Below are 17,174 nucleotides of genomic sequence, written 5' to 3'. Positions count from 1 at the left end.
GTTGTGGGAGATATGGACGCCTTGGAAACAGCTGACTTGAACAGAGAAATTTTGGGCGCGACTTTGAAGTGACCCCCGCGGGCCGGATACCTCCAGACTTGGCAGTAGCCGAGGAGGAGGACGCGCGATGGGGCGTCGAAGCATGTCACCCATCGGGAGGCCTATTCATAAGTGGCAAGGAAGTATAGCCCTACGATGGCTTTGACCACGCTCGCGTATTTGCTGATCGGCGCGCGGTAGCGGCCGCCTTCTTCGCTGAGCATCCGCCAGGTCTTAGATGAGCGATGGCGTGTTCAACCGCGGCCCGCATTGCACTGAGGGAGGTGTTGAACTCGATCTGGTTCGGGCGGAGGTCGATGCCGGGGAATCGCTTGTACGGGACGGTGTCGATTCCCTCGACCCCGACGTAGCCGAGGTCGGCGACGGACGGGAGATCGCGGAGGCGCTCGGCCAACCCCGACGCGGCGTAAGCGTGCGCGTCGTGTCGGGCACCATGAACCGGGACCTGGCCGACCGCGACCAGAGCGCCGTCGAGGGTGGCGGCGATCTGCAGGCGTATCCCGCCGAACAGGAGCGCCGTCGGGGCCCGGAGTAGCCGCCGCGGGGTGCAGGTCCAGGGACTGTTGAGCCTTGCTGACCAGCGCGGGGAGGTCGTCCTTCTCGTCGACGGCCCTACCCCGTTCGAGCAAGACGGTCTTGGCGGTGCTCTCGATCAGCTCCTTCGCACTCCCGACCGCCTGGGCGGGGTCGTCGTCGATGGCGCGCTGAATGCGGTCGAGGTTGTCGAGGATCGCCGCCGGGTCGCGGAGGCCGTCGAGCGGGACGCGGGGCAAGCGCGTCGGTGGAAGCGTGATGATCCCGTCGTCGATCTGGCAGCCGTCGCGGCGCAGCGACTTTCGCAAGGACTCGGTGTGCTGCTCGTCGAACTCGTCCATGATCCGCCCCATGGCGCGGAGCACTCGGCCGACCTGCCCGGGATCAGTCCAGTTCACGGCCTCGAGGTAGTGCTGGGTCGTCGTCCGCCGGGCGCTGCCGTCGTCCCAGGTGGAGTCCGGGTTCGGGGCGAAGCCTTCGTCCTGGAACGCCGCGGCGATGCGACCAACCGTGCTGTCGGTCGTCAAGGCTCGGAACTGACCGCGGGTGGTGCGGCTGATCAGCTCGCGGGTCGTGCTCACGCGTCGTCCTCCGATCCGTGAGAGGGGCCCAGCAGGGCTGGCCGGCCGGCTGCGGCGAGCTCAGGCACGTGGCGGTACAGGGTCGAGCGGGAGACGCCGAGCAGACGCGCGATGGACGCGACGGACTCGTCGGGCCGGGCGAGCAGCGCGCGGGCCTGCCGGATCTGCTCGACCGACAGCGCCGGTGGCCGCCCGAGGCGCTGTCCTCGGGTGCGCGCAGCGGCCAGGCCCTCGTGGGTGCCTTCGACGATCATCTCGCGGATGAACTCCGCCAGGGCGGCGAACACGTGGAAGACCAGCCGTCCCCCCGGGGTGGTGGTGTCGAGCGCCTCGTGCAGGGAGTGGAAGCCGACGCCGCGTCGGCGCAGCAGCCCGATGAGCTCGATCAGGTCGGACAGCGACCGGCCGAACCGGTCGAGCCGCAGCACGACGACGACGTCGCCGGGCCGGACATAGTCAAGGCACGCGGCGAGTTCGGGGCGCTCGACCTTCGCCCCGGACATGGTGTCGGTGAAGATCCGCGAGCAGCCTGCGGCAGTAAGGGCGTCAACCTGACGGTCGAGCAGCTGCCCGCGCGTGGAGACACGGCTGTACCCGATCAGCAGACCGGATGTGGCTGCCGGTTCTGCCAGTAGCAGATCGTCTCGTTGTGGCGCGGCATGGACGACCGGCGTCCCCGGCCTGGGGTGCTTCACGAGCGCGACCGTACGAGAAACGGTGATGGTGGACTTCTGCGACACGCCGGGTTTCGAACACGATTCTGCGACAGTGGACTACGGCGTGTCGGAAGTCTGGGCACGCTCTCCGGCAGATGTCGCAGAAACGATCGTTTCCCGACGCCTGCGTCCAACTGTTAGGAAGTTGTGAGACGGGCGGGGTCGGGCTGCGCGTCGTTGGCGAGGTCGGCTGCCCGGAGGGTGGCGACGTGCTGGTGCCAGTGCCCGCTCGGGTGGTCGATGACCAGTGGCCCGAGGTTGCACGGCCCGATGCAGCCGATGGGGGTGACCTGCGTCGTGGAGCCTCGGGTCGCCTCGGTCAGAGTGCGATGGGTGGCTCCGGCGCCGTAGACGGTGCAGCGTGGTCCGCCGCAGACCAGGAGGTGGCGGTCGGGAATCTCGAGTGTTGACCATGCGGGGCTGCGGAACCCGCCTGGGGCGGCGGTGACCGCTCGCCCTTCGGTCTCGGCGAGCCCGGCGAGCGCGTCGGCGATCGCGGGCAGCGAGGTGGGTGTGGCGGCTGTCCGGATGTCGAGTTGGTGGCCGCGGGTTTCCCGCCAGTTCGCTACGGCTCGAGCGATCCAGGTGGCGAGGTAGCGGTCGTCAGGGATGGTCAGCGGGACGACGAGTACACCGGCCGCTTCGGCGGCGACGGCGTCGTCGAGTGCATCGTGGATTGTGGGTTCGGTTTGGTCGAGGTGCGCGACGCGGACCGGTCGGTCGGTGCGCTCGGCCACTGCGGCTGCCAGGCGCTTGAGCGACTGCTCGTCGATCCCGGACGGTGTGGGACGGGCCACGAGCAGCAGCACCCGATCAGCCGGCGGCGGCGTGGGCATGGGTTCCTCCGTCGGTAAGGCGACCGTCTGTCATGCGGACGATGCGGTCGGCGTAGCTGGACAGGCGAGCCTCGTCGTGGCTCACGACGAGCAGGGCCGTGCCTTCGTCGGCAATCCGCCGCAGCACGGCGCTGATCGCAGTGGCGGCGGTGACGTCGAGGCTTGCAGTGGGTTCGTCGGCGATGAGCAGCGCGGGCTGGGCGGCCAGGGCTCGGGCGATCGCAACCCGCTGGGCCTGGCCGAGTGACAGACTTCCGGGTAGCCGGTCGATGTCGATGTCGGCAAGCCCGACCCCGGCCAGGGCTTGTGCCGCGTGGTCGCGTCGGTGGGCGCGGGGCAGCCGGTCCCCGCGGGCGAGGAGGGGCTCGGTGAGTGTGCGCCACAGCGGCCAGCGCCGGTCCAGGGTCGTCATAGGGTCCTGGAAGATCGGCATGACGAACCCGGGTCGTAGGGTGCGCCGCCCCGTCCAGGCGTCCCGGCCGTCCAGGTGCACGGTGCCGGAGTCGGGTCGTTCCATCCCCGCGAGCAGGTGGGCCAGCGTCGATTTGCCCGAGCCGGAGCGGCCGACCACCCCGATGATCTCGCCGGCGTGCAGGCGCAGCGTCACGTTGTCGACGGCGGTGACACTCGCCGCGCCGTTCCCGTACCGGCGGGTGATGCCCCGAACTTCGGCAACGATCGACCCGGATCTGGGCGGCACCGCGCGCGGCCGTGGTGTCGTGGCCGCGCCCGGCGGCGGGGTCATGGCCGTGGTTGAGGCGCGAAGCAGAGTCGCTGTCGGCCCGTGACCCACGGTCCGGCCCTGATCGAGCATCAGCACCTTGTGCGCGTGTCGGGCGATCAGCGCGAGGTCGTGGCTGATCAGCAGCAGCGCGCTGCCGCGGCGGCAGATCAGGTCGAGCACCTCGTCTGCCAGCTCGGCGTCGAGCGCGCTCGTCGGCTCGTCGGCCAGGGTGAGCAGGGGCGCGTGCGCAGTGCCGGCGACGATGGTGGCGCGCTGCAGCATGCCGCCTGACCACTGGTGGGGGTGGTGGCGGGCGCGCCGCTCGGGATCGTCGATGGCGACGGCCCGCAACGCGTCGGTGATGGCGCTGGCGGGTGGCCGCCGCCGGTGGGCGGCCCAGGCCTCGCGGACGTGGTGGCCGACCGTGCGCAACGGGTCGCAGGCGGCAAAGGGGTCCTGCGGCACGTAGCCGACGACGAGCCCTCGTAGCTCCCGCAGCATCGGTTCGGGGGCGTCGAGCACCTCGCGTCCGCCGACCCGGACGCTGCCGGTGGTGTGGGTGCCGGGTGGGAGCAGCCCGAGGACGGCGCGCACCAGGGTGGTCTTGCCGCTGCCCGAACGGCCGACGACGGCGCAGCGCTTGCCCTCGCCGACGCGCAGGTCGAGGCCTTCGAGCGCACGGTGGCCGTTGGGGTAGACGACCGTGAGGTCCTCGATCACCAGCGGGGCGGTCACACGCGCCGCCCCGGGTCGGTGACATCGCGCAGCGCGTCGCTGACGAGGGTGGCCGCGGCGACCGACAGCACGAGCCCCAGCCCGGGCCCGAGCAGCTGCCACGGGGCGTAGGCGAAGGTCTCCCGACCGGTCGCGAGCATAGTGCCCCACTCGGCCGTGGGCGGCTGGGCGCCGAGGCCGAGGAACGACAGCCCGCCGAGCGCGAGGACCGCTTCGCCCAGACCCAGTGTCACCGCCACGAGCACCTGATTGGCCACTCCGGGCACGACGTGCCCGAGCACGCAGCGGACCGGCCCGACCCCGGCCATCCGGGCGGCTATGGCGTCGGGGCGTTGCGCGCTGCCGCGGGCCGTGCTGCGGGCGAGCCGGGCGATCCCGGCCCAGCTCGTCGCGGCCATCGCGAATACGAGGTTCCAGTAGCCGGGCCCCAGCATTCCGACCACCGCGAGGGTCAGCACCAGCGACGGCAGCCCCAGCAGGACGTCGGTCGTGCGGGTGAGCACGGTGTCGACGAGCCCGCCGACCGCCCCGGCGAACGTCCCGACGAGCAGACCGACCGCACCGGCGATCGCCATGACGAGCAGGGCGGCGCCTAGCGAGGTGCGGGCGCCGGCGAGGGTGCGGGCCAGCAGGTCCCGGCCGGCCTGATCGGTGCCCAGCCAGTGCGCGGCGCTCGGGGCAGCGAGCTGGTCGGTGTAGTCGGGCAGGTCCGGGTCGGCAGTGAGCAGCGGCCCCACGAGCGCCGCGGCGGCGAGCAGGACGGCCAGCGCCAGCCCGACCCGCGCGGCGGGACGGCGCAGCAGCTCCCGCCACACCCGCCCGGCTGGCAGTGGCACCCCCGGTCCGGGCCGCGTGAGGATCCCGACGGTGCTCACCCCGGCGGCCTCACCGCGCGCAACTGCGGGTCGATGACGGTGCACAGCAGGTCGACGACCAGGCTTGTGACCACGTAGGTGACGACTGCGACGAGGGTGAACCCGACCACGACCGGCATGTCGCGGGCATTGATTGCCTCCACTGTGTAGCGGCCGATGCCGGGCCAGGTGAACACGCTCTCGACGATCGGGGCGCCACCGATCAATGCGGCGGTGCCGAGGCCGACCACCGTGAGGAACGGGGCGGCGGCACCTGGTAGTTGGTGCACCCACAGCCGGTGCCACCGCCCGGCGCCGCGCGCAGCGCTGACCCGCAGGTAGGGCGCCGACTGGGCCTCGAGCAGCGCGGTGCGCAGCACCCGCGACCACGTGGCGGCGGTGGCAAGGGCGAGGGTAAGGGCGGGTAGGAACACCGTGGCCCACGTGCCATCGGCAATCACCCGGCCCAGCCCGGCGCGCACCACCAGCATGTCGAGCGGGACGACGCCGAGCACGAAGCTGGGCACCGCCAGCATCGCCAGCGTGACCCCGCGGGCCACGATGTCGGGCCACCGCCCGGCGGCGACAGCCGCGGTGGTGCCGATCAGGAGCGCGATCCCCGCGGACAGCGCGAAGGAATACAAGAAGAACCCCGACGCCTACACCGGCTCGATCCGTGAAGCTTCCCAGCTCGTGCGTGTCGCTTTGACCGGTTCCACCCGCAGTCCGGATCTGCACGCCATCGCTCAGGCACTCGGCGCTGAGGAAGTCCTGCGCCGCATGCGGGCGCTGGCCGTGCCCGGCGAGAACTGAATGACCTCCGAGGACGACCGCGATCCGAGGACAGCCGGGCGTATCACGCCACCGGACGACCCTGGGCTGCCGCCGACCGACGGGACGAGCAGCTACGACGCCGAGGTCCAGGAAATGAGGGCCGGTGCGGCGCCGCTCGTCCGGATCATCCCGATCGCCGCCCAGACGCCACCCAACCGGTCTGGACACGCCGCAATCGCTACGGTCCCCTTCCTTGATGGCGCTCGCCGAGATGGGCCAGTCCTGCTCTCCGAAATGGGCCAGCTGAGGAGTGCAGCGTAGCCGGTGTCAGCGGCGGAGCGGGATCACTCCGTCGGGTGCCGCGACGGGCATCTGCGGGCGTGCGGCTTCGGGTGTGGTGAGCAGCGCGACGATGGTGACCGGGCCGCCGCAGTGCGGGCAGTCCCGCTGGGCCGCGATGTGCGGCAGGGGCACTGCAGGCGCCAGCGGGGGCGCCGCCGGAGGCGGTGTCCCGAAGGACCTGGCGGTGACTGAGACGGGTGTGGTGCGTTCGACCTCCCGTCGGGCGGCTGCGGTGCGTTTGCACTGGCGCGAGCAGTAGAGCCGGGTCTTGGCTTGCCGGCCGGTGGCGACGAACGCTTCCCAGCAGATCGGGCAGGTCTTGCGGGTCGCGTTGTAGTTCGGGTCGTGTGGGTCAGGAGACATGTGCGTTCACCGCCTTGCGCAGCTTGTCCGATGTGGACTGATGTGAGCGGAGTCGATAGGAGGGGCCGTCGATACCGACGACGGTCGCGCGGTGCAGCAGCCGGTCCAGCATCGCTGCGGCGACGGTCGCGTCTCCGAAAGCCGTTGCCCAGTCAGCGATCCCGACGTTTGTCGTCAGGATCGTGCTCGACTTGAGGTAACGCTGGTTGATCACCTGGAACAACGCTGAGGCCCCGTCGCCGGGCAGTGGGAGATAGCCGAGCTCGTCGATCACGAGCAGTTTCGGTCCGGCGAAGAACCGCATGCAGGTGGCCCAGCGTCCTTCGACCGCGGCCTTGTGGCAGCGGGCGGCGAGGTCGGCTGCGGTGGTGAAGTAGACCCGGTTGCCGGCTTCGGCCGTGCCGCGCGCGAGTGCTGTGGCGAGCATGGTCTTTCCGACTCCGGGCGGCCCGACGAACAACACGTTGGAGGCGTCGTCGAGGAACCGCAGCGTCGCCAGGTCGCGGATGAGTTTCTCGTCGACGCCGGGTTGGGCGGCGAAGTCGAAGTCCGCCAGAGTCCAGGGATCCGGGAGGCAGGCGAACCGCAACCGGCCGGCGAGGCGGCGTTCTTCGGTGGCGTTGACCTCGATTTCCAGCAGCCTCTCCAGCGCCGCGGTCATCGACAGGTTCTCCGCGCGGGCCTGGTCGAGGATGCGGGGCAGGGCTTCGGCGGCGTTGTCGAGCTTGAGGTAGGAGAAGTGCGAGCGGAGTTGCTGATAGCGGCGGGCCTCGCTCATCTGTGGCCCTGAACGGNTTCCGGACAAGTGATCAGTCCTCCTTGGACTCATAGGTGGGTGCGCTGCCCAGCTTCGCCGCGGTGGCGGCGTAGGTGGCCAGGTCGATCACGACGTGGGCCGCGGGCCCCGTCGCGGGCAGGCCGCGCAGTCGTGCTGCTTCGGCCAACGCCGCCGCCGACGGCGGCCGGCGCGTCTTGTGGGTGCAGGGCCGATCGGTGCTGAACGCGCCCATCGCGGCGTGTTCGAGCGCGATCACGTGCCCGTCGTCGCGGACGACCCGGCCGGCCCCGTCCGGGGCGCGGTGGTGGACCGCGACCGTCGCGCCGCCCTCGGTGACGATCCGCAGCACGTCCGCGCCGAGCCGGTGACGGACCTGAACCTGCGCGCCGCCCAGCCCGGGCGGGACGGAATAGGAGTTGCCGCGAAAGGAAACCAGCGCCTGCGGCGTGACGATCCGGCCGAGGTCGAACTCGGCCGGGAACGCGACCAGCGGCAGGGCGTGCAGCCGCTCGGCCGCGGCCAGGCCGGCGACCGTGGTGCGCTCACCGTCGAGGACCCGGCGGCGGCTATCGAGCTTGGCCGCGAGACGATCCAGCCCGGCCTGCGCCTCGGCGATCGTGACGTCATCGCCGAGGGTGCGCCACCAGCGTTGCGCGGCCGAGTGGTTGGCCTTCTCGACCACACCCTTGCGGTTCCCGCGCCGCGGCGGACACGTCACCGACCGGACCCCGTAATGCTTCGCGACCTGGGAAAATGCGGGCGTGATCCGGCCTGAGGCGGGGTGGCAGACCGTGGCCATCCGGTCGAAGCGCCAGACCTGGGTCACCCCGCCCAGGCGCCGGACCACCGCGTCGAGGGCCTCGACCAGGTGCGGGAAGTCCTCGGCATCGGCCAGGACGCCGCGCCACTTGCTCGAGTGCGCCAGCGCGCCGACCAGCAGATGTGCCTGCTTCCCGGCGCCCCAGCTCGCCGGTGGGTCCGGCAGCTCGAGCCAGTCCCACTGGGTTTCCTCGCCCGGCGGGTGGGTGATGATCGCGACGTCCCGGCCGCGGGACACCTGGCAAGGCTCGCAGTGCGGGCGCAGCTGATAGCGGCGCAGCGCCCGGGTGAACGTCGAGTAGCCGCCTTGGTAGCCGAGCTCGGTGACCTCGTCCAGCAGCGTCGCCGCCCACAAGTGCGGGTCGTCGGCCAGCCGGGCGCGGCAGTAGCCGAGGAACGGCTCGAACGGGTCCGGCCCCGCTGGCCGTCGCTTGCCCGGCACCACCTCGCCGGCCAGGTAGCGGCGGATCGTCTTGCGGTCGCGTCCGAGATGTCGCGCGATCGCCGAGACCGACCAGCCTTGAGCACGCAGCGCCTGCGCCTCCACGTCTTCCTCCAGAGTGAGCATCCACGCCTCCGGTCACGATCACGGTGATCAACACCGAAACCGTCACCCCGAGGCCGCTGACCAGCGCAAACGACGCGCCGACAGGACACCCCAGCTGGGGAATTTCAGAGAGCAGGACTGGCCCTATTCAGAGAGCACCATCATCCTCACCGTGGCCGCCGTGCGCTGGAGCAAGGTCACCGTGGGCGACACGATCGGACGCCTGGTCCACCTCCTCCAGGAACGTGGCGGCGTCTGGCTGGCCAAGCACACAACCGCCACCCTCACGTGGACCGTCAGCAGCAGGGGACCGGCCGGTGACGACGGCGCCGCCGCATCCGCGCCACGGTGGATACGCCTGGACGCTTCCTTCGCCGGCGCGTGGTCGGGACGTTTCTCACTCGCCGCGTCCGCACCGCGCCTCGCGGCAAACCTCTGGTGTGTCGCCGCGTCACCGTTGGTGGGCATCCTGCCCGACGAGGCAGCCGACAAGGCGCTCCCGCTCCTCGGGGACAGCACACCAGTCGCCTGGAAGTCGTTCACGGAAGCACTGGACAACGCGGTTCACACCACAACTCGCCCTCCCCAAGTCGTTCGCGACCTCGTCACGCAATCGGCCTGGCCCGGGGCGGACCGGCTCACGAAGCGCGATCAACGATGAAACTGCGGCGGCGGGTCGGGTAACAGCCTGGTCTCATTCGGCCACGTTGGTGTCCAAAATCGGCCCGAAAATCGGCCTTCAGTAGTGCAGGGGTTTCCGGCACACTGGAAGGGACAGCCGATCATGGTCACCACTCGCCGACGGCGACCACGCCAGCGATTACAACGGGCCGGTCACGGCAGCATCACACCACAGTCACGATATTCCGATTTTCGGTCACGTTTGGGTAACGGACCAGGATTTTGGGGCCGAAATCCGGAGTTCAGGGGTGCCGGGGATCTCTCGGCTGCTCTGGCCGGAAGGTGGTGGTGATCATGGTGGACGGTACTAACCGTGCTGGGGACCGTGGCGTGATGGGTGCGGATGGGTTGGCGTCTCGTTCCGCGTCTGGGTCAGCGCAGCCTCGGCGTTCTGAATCCGCCGACCAAAACGCCGAGGCCGCTGCCACTAAACCCGCTGGTCAGCAGTGGTATCGACGGGAACAGGCGGAAGGCCGACTGAGGAGTGATCCTCACCCATCCACACATCGGGGGCGCGCGGGGCGCGGCGGCCGGCGGGCCGGGGAACCGGATGCGGCGTTGTGGTTCCGCCTGGTCGACCGGGACCGACGCCTGCTGGCCCTGCTGGCCGAGCACAAGGTGCTGACCACCAACCAGATCGCCGCCATCGAGTTCCTGTCGGTGCGGCGCGCGCAGGACCGGCTGCGGCACCTGCGCGAGCTGGGCGTGGTGTTCGCGTTCCGCGAGTCCTACCTGCGCGGCGGGACGAGCCAGACGCGCTACGCGCTGGGCTACCTCGGCGCACGGCTGATCGCGGCGCAGCGGGCGGAGCGCCCGCCCGCGCCGAAGGCGTACGCCGAGAGCCTGGACCGGCTGGCGCTGTGGCCGAAGCTGGATCACCAGCTCGGCGTGAACGACTTCTTCTGCGCCCTGGCCGCGCACCGCAACCCCGCCCGGCTACGCGAGGCGGGCCGCGAGGGTGAGGTGAGCGGGCTGACGCAGTGGTGGTCCGAGCACCGCTGCACGGAGTTCTTCTGGAAGTACCTGGGCGGCGGCCGGGAAACCCGGCTACGTCCGGACGGCTACGGCTGCTGGGAAGAGCACGGCCGGACGGTGCGGTTCTTCCTCGAACACGACACCGGCACCGAGTCCCTGGCAAAGGTCACGGGCAAGCTCGACGACTACGGCGCCTTCCCGACCGACGCCTTCGGCGTCCTGCTGTTCTCGGTGCACTCCACCCGGCGGGAGATCGCCCTGCGCACGGCGCTGCGCCGCGCCCTCGCCGGGCACGCCCCTGGTTTCGTGATCGCCACCGCGGCCCGCGACCCTCACGGTGCCTACGGTCACGCGGATGGCCCGGCAGCGCCGATCTGGGGCCTGTGGACGCCGCAGAGCGGTGACAGCGTGCCGCGCCGGTACCGATTGGCCGAACTGCCCCAACGCGGCCCCTCCGTCGAACACAGCGCCTCGACCACCGACCAGCCGCTCAACGAGGCGGCATTCGACCCGAACGACCGCGAGATGTCGCGCCGCATCCACACAGCTCAGTCCGAACCAGCCGACCCAGCGGGCTATGCGGACGACGATGACGACCTCGACGACGTGACGCTCTACGACGACGCAGACGATGACGACGTAGACCGCGCGCCCGTAGCCCCGGCGCGGCCGGACCCGCAGCGGCCACGGCGGACACGCTGGGCCGCCTGAATCCCCTGTCCCCACAAGGGGTTCCCACACGCTTCCGCCTGCCCGGAGGAGGCGACCGACGATGACCTGATCCGCAGGAAAGACAGCGACGACGGCCGCACCGGTTCGCTGGCCTTGGCCCGTCGTCTTTGCGCAGCAGGGAAATCTGAACCCGTTGTACGTCGAGCTGTCCAATCGTGGTCCCGTACCTGGCGAGACCGCGCCGAGTCACGGAGACAGGTCGAGACGAGACACCGAGACCACGGCGAGACCGGCGAGACACGAAGTCTCGCACCGTGTCTCGCGGTCTCGGCGTAAGTCTCGGCGAATGTCTCGGGTGGACAGTGGGAGGGTTCAGTCGACCGGTGATCGCTGGCCCCGGTGGGTGCTACGGCAGTCGGGGAGTCGAAGCGGCACAATGGTTGGAGCAGTTCAGACCGAGCCGGTTCTTGAATCGCGTGTAGCGGCGCGGCCATCACCCCCATCACGAATTCTCCTGTGTGGAGGCTTCCGGGGTGCTGGTGACCAGAGGGCCGGCGGGTCCTGCTGATCGACGGTTGCCCAGTGACCGCTGACAGCCGCCTGCGACCTCCGCCCGGAACGGGCTCGCGGGCAATCGAGGTGCACCATGCCCCAGCACACACCCGACCACACCGAACACGACAACGAACACGACAACGGCGGCGACGACGCCGTCGTGCTTCCGTTCCGCTCCACGCGATCAGCCACACAGGACACCTGGCGCGTGGAGCGGATCGACACCGAACCGATGACCGCCCAACAGTACGACCTCGCCGTCACCACCCTGGCCACGCTCATCGCCGAGTGGAGCGCTAAACAGGAAAACCCCAAGGAGGGCAAAGAAAAGGCCGCGTAGAACGGTGCTGTTCCGCTTCCCTTGCCGTGCTTGATGAGCGATAATGGAAGCACGGCGCACCGCCTGTGAGCTGCGGTTTTAAGTCGAAATTGGTAGTGATCTAGTAGCCGCGTAGTCGCCCTGTAGCAGCCGAGAAACGGCTACTACAGGGGACGCGGAGATACCGGACCAAGGGGGTCGGAATAATGGCGCGATCGACGACCGCGCAGCGCACCAAGAAGGCCGCGATGACCAACACGCTCGGCGACGATGTGCGGGTGGGGATCTACGTGCGGCGCTCCACCGACGACGAGCACCAGCCCTACTCCATCGAAGCCCAGGACACCCGCCTGGACGCCTACATCGGCTCCCAGCCCGGCTGGCGGCTCGTCGCGCGGTTCCCCGACGACGCCTCCGGCGCCACCACCGAACGCGACGGGCTGCAACGCGCGCTCGCCGCCGCCCGCGCCGGGTTGATCGACGTGCTGCTCGTCTACCGGGTCGACCGGTTCTCCCGCAACCTGCGGGACATGGTGATGCTGCTCGACGAACTCGACTCCGCCGGAGTCGTGTTCCGCAGCGCCACCGAGCCGTTCGACACTTCGACCCCGATGGGTCGGATGTTGGTGCAGATGCTCGGCATGTTCGCCCAGTTCGAACGCGACACCATCATCGACCGGGTCATCGCCGGGATGGAACGCAAGCACGCCAAGGGAAAGTGGAAGGGCGGCAAACGCCCCTTCGGCTACCAGGTCGACAAGACCACCCACACCCTCGTCGTGGACGAGCACGAGGCGGTGATCGTCAGGTTGATCTTCGACCTGTACACCAAGGACCGGCTCGGGTCCCGCGCCATCGCCAAAGTCCTCAACGACCGCGGGCACCGCACCAGCTCCGGCGGCAAGTGGTCCGGCTACCAAGTCATCCGCGCCCTGAACAACCGCGTCTACCTCGGCGAACTGACGTTCCGGGAGACCACCGTGACCGACACCCACGCACCCATCATCGACCTCACACGGTGGGAGCAGGCCCAAGCCATCCTCGACGCCCGTGGCGAGTCCCACGCCCACCGCGCCGCGTCCGGCTCCGACTACGTGCTCACCGGCCGCCTGCGCTGCCCGAAGTGCGGCAAGGCCATGATCGGCACCCGCGCCACCGGCCGCAACAAGACCTACCGCTACTACACGTGCTGGAACCTTGCCCGCTACGACGCCAGCAAGTGCGACATGTCGCGGCTCAACGCCGACGCCGTGGACGCGGCGGTCCTGGACGCGCTGGCCGGTTTCTACCGCACCCGCCACGACCTCATCGCCGATGCCATCGCCCACGAACAGAAACAGCACCAGGCGGCGCACGCCGACCGACACGCCGAACTCGCCACGGTCGAGAACGAGATCACCAAGACCGGGCTGGCCATCGACCGGTACCTGACCGCGTTCGAGCGCGGCACCATGGACGAAGAACTCGTCGCCGACCGGCTCACCGAACTACGCGCCAAGACCAAGCAGCTCCGTGTTCGCCGCGACGAACTCACCCTCGCGCTCGACGACGAACCCAGCGCCCCGGAGCCCGCTACCCTCGTGGCGGTGGCCGATCACATCGCCGAGATCATCCCCAGCGGCACCCACAACCAGATCAAGGCACTCGTCGAAGCCCTGGTCGCCAAGGTCACCATCACCGGCCCCGACCGGCTCATCCCGGTCTTCCGCATCCCCCAACCCCGCAACAACGGCGGGACCGCCACCGCCCTACCAGCGGAAACGGCCCCGAACGGAGTGGTTCGCACAATGACTAAATCGGTGGGCCGCCAGGGGCTCGAACCCTGGACCCAAGGATTAAAAGCCAGTGGGTTCGATCGCGGTGATCTTGAAACAGGTTTCAATCGCAGGGCGTCTAGCTGCGGTTTTGCCGATTTCAAGATCATGTTCGCGGTTGCTGACAGCAAGTCTGGGCTCCGTTAGGTCTCCGGTCTTCCTGCTGTGCTCAAGCGGGCCTGCGACACGGGTTGACCTGGGGTTTTTGCCTCGTTCGCGCGGGGGTTCGAAGCCGCGGTGCCGAACGTTGGTGGGCGTCATCATCGGCTGCGTACCAGGTTGCAGGCCGCGGCTTGACGATCAGCGAGTCTGACAATGACTGGATCACCGACCGGGTATCGAGGCCGTGGGTGTGGCGTATAGGTCGGTCGACCGTGACGAAAGGCGGCCACCTGCCGGGCTGCCGGAACCAGTCGTAGATGGCCTGGAGCACGAGCTGCTGCTCAGTGGTCAGCGGTTCACTCGTACTGTCCAAACGAAGGTCCTCCCTCATCGCTCCGGGTGGCAGCATCGTACGCCTGACCAGCGACAGTTCAGAGTGACGCCAAGGAGGCGGTTGTCCGTGACCAGCGACGAGAACGGATCACCCTCGTCCGCCGATTCCGTCCGGGTTCGCACCCTGGTGAACGCCCTGGACGAGTACCGCCAAGCCCGCGAGCGTCTGTTGGCCGTACTTGGCCACTCCTCGAATCGTGACCCACTTGCCGAAGTGGCCGAGCATCTGGTTGCAGCGCTGATGGGTGGCAAGCTTGCCGTCAACCGCGTGCAGAAGGCTTGGGATGTCGAACTACCGGACGGCGTGAAGGCGCAGGTGAAGTACCTGGCCAACGCGCCGGGCAGCGCGGTCTGGGTCAACGAGCACCGCGTTCGCCGCATCGACGACGTGGACTGGTACGTGCTCGTACTCGTCGAGGCGTTCACCGTCGTCGGCGTGCTCGCGTTCCCGATGAACCTCGCCCCAATCGCAGCAGCTCTCGGCAAGCGCCACCCGGATCAGGAACGCAAGATCGAGTTCACGCGCGCCAACTGGCTGACGATCCGGTCCGACTCGCGGCGTTTCCGGACGTTGGGCATGCGTGTTTGGCTGCCACCGTTCGAGCAAGAAAGTTGCCGCACGCGTGACCAGGACGATTAGACGCCCCTGGAGACACTGTTGCCGAAGCTGCCCGGCCCACCGAGCCGACTCCACCGCCCATCGAGCGCCGCAAACCACGGCGGGCACGCCAGTTCGACGCCGACCAGGTCCAGGAACTAATCGCCAGCTACCAAGCCGGCGCGGCCGGTACACGAACTGGCCGCAGTGCAGCCCAGACGGCCGTTGCGAGCCATTTGCTGACGCACGCATCCAGTGGCGGACGAACTTCAGCCGCTTGACCGGACACTGATCAGCTGCCGTTGCCCTGTTCCGTTCCGCAAGGTTCTCGAAGATACGTGATGCCGAAGGCCTTGAGCCCGCGGTACTTCTGGTACCTCGTGGCGAGGTCGAACGGGCTGTCACTCATGCGCTGGAAGATGTCGAGGCCGCGCCCGAGCAGGATCCTCCAGCCGGTGTCGGTGCTGATCGAGCGGTCGTGGATCGACTGGGGCTCAGCGAACTCGACGTCGAAGACGATGCCGAGCACGGCCGCGCTCTGCTTGATCTGTACGAGGTACTCGTACTGCTTCTGCAGCTTCTCCGGACCGTCCTGGTTCTCGACTGTGATGAGCTTGAGCGCAACCTCGTCGGCAGGATCCTTGCCGCGTGCGATCGCCTCGGTGAGCTCCATCAGGTTCCTGGCCTGGTGAAACATGCGCACGTAGGGGTCGACGATCGTGATCTGCGAGGCGCCCTGCAAGTACGGGACGACCAACTCGTCATACGAGACGCCACGCTGACCTTCTTGGTACTCCCGATGTCCCTGGAACAGTTCCGCGGACGCCGCGCCGGCTACCAGCGGATCTGCGTTTGCCGGTGCCTCATCTGGCTCAGTGCCCGTGCGGACCCGGTGGTAGTACGTGGGGTACTGGTCCTCCTCGAGCGTGCCGACGGCGTACCAGGTGCCTTCCTTGTCGAAGTAACCGAACTTCACCTCGGCCATGGTCGAGTCGATGCGCAGGATCTGGTCTTTGACGCGCTTACGTCCCTCTATGGCGAACCGAAGGATCTCCTCGATTTCCTTGCGGGCGGCCTCGCCGCCCGGATAGAGGATCTTCATCAAGCCGGAGAACGTCTTGTGGATGCCGTCGCGATCGCGCGTCGAGATGTCGGGCGACAGCGTGTAGTGCTGCTGGTAGCGGTCGGAGTAGTCCTGCGAGCGCATCGACTTGAGGACTTCGGCGATGTAGTCGACGACGAACCCGTAGCCGTCAGAGAACATCTCGCCACGGATGATGTCCACTTCCCAACCGGGTATGTAGTGGTGCAAGCGGTCGAGGTAGGCCGGGTCGTGGTAGGCGTCGGGCAGCTCGTCGAACAGGTCGGAGTTCTTGAGCATGTACGGCACGGTGTGCGAGGTGTTCCCAACGAAGACCATCGAGGCCTCAGCGCCAAGCGTCTCGACACCACGCGAGAATGACTTGTTGGCCATGTAGTTCTTCATGATGTCGACGAGCGACTTGTCGGTGCGCTTCTTCTTGCCGGCGAACTCGTCGAAGGCGACGACGTCCCAGTAGCCGACCAGGCCGATGCGTCCGTTGGAGTTGTTGACGAAGAGCTTGGGGACGGTGACTTCGCCACCGGAGATCAGCATCCCGTGGGGTGAGAACTCCGAGAAGATGTGGGACTTTCCGGTGCCCTTGGGGCCTAGCTCGACGAGATTGTAGTTGCGCTCGACGAACGGGATGAGGCGCACGAGCTGGAAGAACTTCCCTCGTCTGCTGAAGACCTCGGGGTTGAAGCCGATGGACTGCATCAGCAAGTCGATCCACTCTTCGGTGTTGAATCCGCGGCGGGCTTCGAGGTACTGGTCGACGTCGAACTTGGACAGCTGGATGGGCTTGATCGAGCCAAGGTTCCAGGGAACGTCCCAGTGCTCATCGCTATGGAAGTACTCGATGTCGCAGATGCACCACACGCCGCCGACCAGCAGCTTGGGGTGGGCTTTGACGACCGGCGAGTCGACGATCACGCCTTTGATGCCGAGGTTGGCGAACTCGGCCTCGTAGACGTCGGCCTTGTCGTTGAGGGTGACGGTGACCTTGTCGATGATCCGGTGCCGGCCACGCTCCTTGATCGTCGACTTGACCAACTCGGATTCGCTGCGGTGCACGTAGTGCTCGGCCAGGATTTTGCGGACGGTGTCGATGCCGGCCTGGATGGTGGCTTCGTCGTCGGAGGCGGCGTACTGCCCGAGCAGGTACTCCAGGACGTATGACGGCACGATGGCGTTGCCCTGGACGGCCTTCACCAGGTCCTTGCGGACGACCACCCCGGGGAAGAGCAGGTTGATCTTGAAGTCGAGATCACTCTGCTGTGGCACAGTCGGCTCCGGTGTCTCGTTCTCCGTCTCGCTCATC

At 68.4% G+C, this 17,174-nt stretch carries 16 protein-coding genes and 1 pseudogene; 7 read left to right on the top strand and 10 right to left on the bottom strand.

Going from position 1 to position 17,174, the window contains the following annotated elements; all coding sequences use genetic code 11:
- Positions 1-190: 190 nt before the first annotated feature.
- Positions 191-523 (bottom strand): transposase family protein, encoded by a 333-nt coding sequence (locus tag AMYBE_RS46930; protein ID WP_425386961.1) that lies wholly within the window; start codon positions 521-523, stop codon positions 191-193.
- An 82-nt stretch (positions 524-605) separates the two neighbouring features.
- On the opposite strand from AMYBE_RS46930, the gene AMYBE_RS0130530 reads away from it, so the two are divergent.
- Positions 606-1,196, top strand: a complete 591-nt coding sequence (locus tag AMYBE_RS0130530) for a hypothetical protein (protein WP_020663190.1) — start codon at positions 606-608, stop codon at positions 1,194-1,196.
- Here AMYBE_RS0130530 and AMYBE_RS0130525 read toward each other — a convergent pair.
- The 5 genes from AMYBE_RS0130525 to AMYBE_RS42630 all read right to left on the bottom strand — a co-directional run bounded on the left by AMYBE_RS0130525 (position 1,172) and on the right by AMYBE_RS42630 (position 5,684).
- Positions 1,172-1,915, bottom strand: a complete 744-nt coding sequence (locus AMYBE_RS0130525) for a recombinase family protein (RefSeq protein WP_020663189.1) — start codon at positions 1,913-1,915, stop codon at positions 1,172-1,174. The genes AMYBE_RS0130530 and AMYBE_RS0130525 overlap by 25 nt on opposite strands.
- 113 nt (positions 1,916-2,028) lie before the next feature.
- Positions 2,029-2,727 carry a (2Fe-2S) ferredoxin domain-containing protein gene (locus AMYBE_RS42635; protein WP_020663188.1) on the bottom strand — a complete coding sequence of 233 codons (699 nt, stop codon included), beginning with the start codon at positions 2,725-2,727 and terminating at the stop codon, positions 2,029-2,031.
- Entirely contained in the window at positions 2,705-4,186 is a 1,482-nt protein-coding gene (locus tag AMYBE_RS0130515) for an ABC transporter ATP-binding protein (protein ID WP_020663187.1), read from the bottom strand. The genes AMYBE_RS42635 and AMYBE_RS0130515 overlap by 23 nt, the downstream gene beginning before the upstream one ends.
- Positions 4,183-5,022 (bottom strand): ABC transporter permease, encoded by an 840-nt coding sequence (locus tag AMYBE_RS0130510; RefSeq protein WP_211226875.1) that lies wholly within the window; start codon positions 5,020-5,022, stop codon positions 4,183-4,185. The genes AMYBE_RS0130515 and AMYBE_RS0130510 overlap by 4 nt, the downstream gene beginning before the upstream one ends.
- 35 nt (positions 5,023-5,057) lie before the next feature.
- Positions 5,058-5,684 carry an ABC transporter permease gene (locus AMYBE_RS42630; protein WP_084470195.1) on the bottom strand — a complete coding sequence of 209 codons (627 nt, stop codon included), beginning with the start codon at positions 5,682-5,684 and terminating at the stop codon, positions 5,058-5,060.
- Between AMYBE_RS42630 and AMYBE_RS43520 the strand changes: the two are divergent.
- Positions 5,662-5,853: pseudogene (locus tag AMYBE_RS43520) on the top strand (glutamate--tRNA ligase); the annotation flags it as partial. The gene AMYBE_RS42630 and the pseudogene AMYBE_RS43520 overlap by 23 nt on opposite strands.
- Positions 5,854-6,141: 288 nt before the next feature.
- On the opposite strand, the gene AMYBE_RS0130490 reads toward AMYBE_RS43520, so the two are convergent.
- The 3 genes from AMYBE_RS0130490 to istA form a co-directional block, all read right to left on the bottom strand.
- Complete coding sequence (locus AMYBE_RS0130490) at positions 6,142-6,519, bottom strand: hypothetical protein (protein ID WP_020661063.1); 378 nt, start codon at positions 6,517-6,519, stop codon at positions 6,142-6,144.
- Positions 6,509-7,297, bottom strand: coding sequence for an IS21-like element helper ATPase IstB (istB, locus tag AMYBE_RS0130485; protein WP_020661064.1), 789 nt, complete (start codon positions 7,295-7,297; stop codon positions 6,509-6,511). The genes AMYBE_RS0130490 and istB overlap by 11 nt, the downstream gene beginning before the upstream one ends.
- 31 nt (positions 7,298-7,328) lie before the next feature.
- Complete coding sequence (gene istA / locus AMYBE_RS0130480) at positions 7,329-8,684, bottom strand: IS21 family transposase (protein WP_020661065.1); 1,356 nt, start codon at positions 8,682-8,684, stop codon at positions 7,329-7,331.
- Here istA and AMYBE_RS0130475 point away from each other — a divergent pair.
- From AMYBE_RS0130475 to AMYBE_RS0130455, 5 genes are all read left to right on the top strand, one after another.
- A complete protein-coding gene (locus AMYBE_RS0130475) occupies positions 8,677-9,324 on the top strand; it encodes a hypothetical protein (protein ID WP_154676341.1) in 648 nt (215 codons plus the stop codon). The two genes, istA and AMYBE_RS0130475, sit on opposite strands and share 8 nt — an antisense overlap.
- A 578-nt stretch (positions 9,325-9,902) precedes the next feature.
- Positions 9,903-11,030, top strand: a complete 1,128-nt coding sequence (locus tag AMYBE_RS0130470; RefSeq protein ID WP_020663181.1) for a replication-relaxation family protein — start codon at positions 9,903-9,905, stop codon at positions 11,028-11,030.
- A 607-nt stretch (positions 11,031-11,637) separates the two neighbouring features.
- Positions 11,638-11,886, top strand: a complete 249-nt coding sequence (locus AMYBE_RS0130465) for a hypothetical protein (RefSeq protein ID WP_020663180.1) — start codon at positions 11,638-11,640, stop codon at positions 11,884-11,886.
- A gap of 185 nt (positions 11,887-12,071) precedes the next feature.
- Positions 12,072-13,826, top strand: coding sequence for a recombinase family protein (locus AMYBE_RS0130460; RefSeq protein ID WP_020663179.1), 1,755 nt, complete (start codon positions 12,072-12,074; stop codon positions 13,824-13,826).
- Between the two features lie 415 nt (positions 13,827-14,241).
- Positions 14,242-14,814 carry a hypothetical protein gene (locus AMYBE_RS0130455; protein ID WP_020663178.1) on the top strand — a complete coding sequence of 191 codons (573 nt, stop codon included), beginning with the start codon at positions 14,242-14,244 and terminating at the stop codon, positions 14,812-14,814.
- A gap of 250 nt (positions 14,815-15,064) precedes the next feature.
- Here the strand turns inward: AMYBE_RS0130455 and brxL are convergent, their stop codons facing one another.
- Positions 15,065-17,173, bottom strand: coding sequence for a BREX system Lon protease-like protein BrxL (brxL, locus tag AMYBE_RS0130450; protein ID WP_020663177.1), 2,109 nt, complete (start codon positions 17,171-17,173; stop codon positions 15,065-15,067).
- Position 17,174: the final 1 nt, after the last annotated feature.

This window comes from Amycolatopsis benzoatilytica AK 16/65 (genome assembly GCF_000383915.1).
GTDB lineage: Bacteria > Actinomycetota > Actinomycetes > Mycobacteriales > Pseudonocardiaceae > Amycolatopsis > Amycolatopsis benzoatilytica.
Note: the sequence above shows the minus strand (reverse complement) of the source record. Positions and strands in the feature narration are given on the sequence as shown.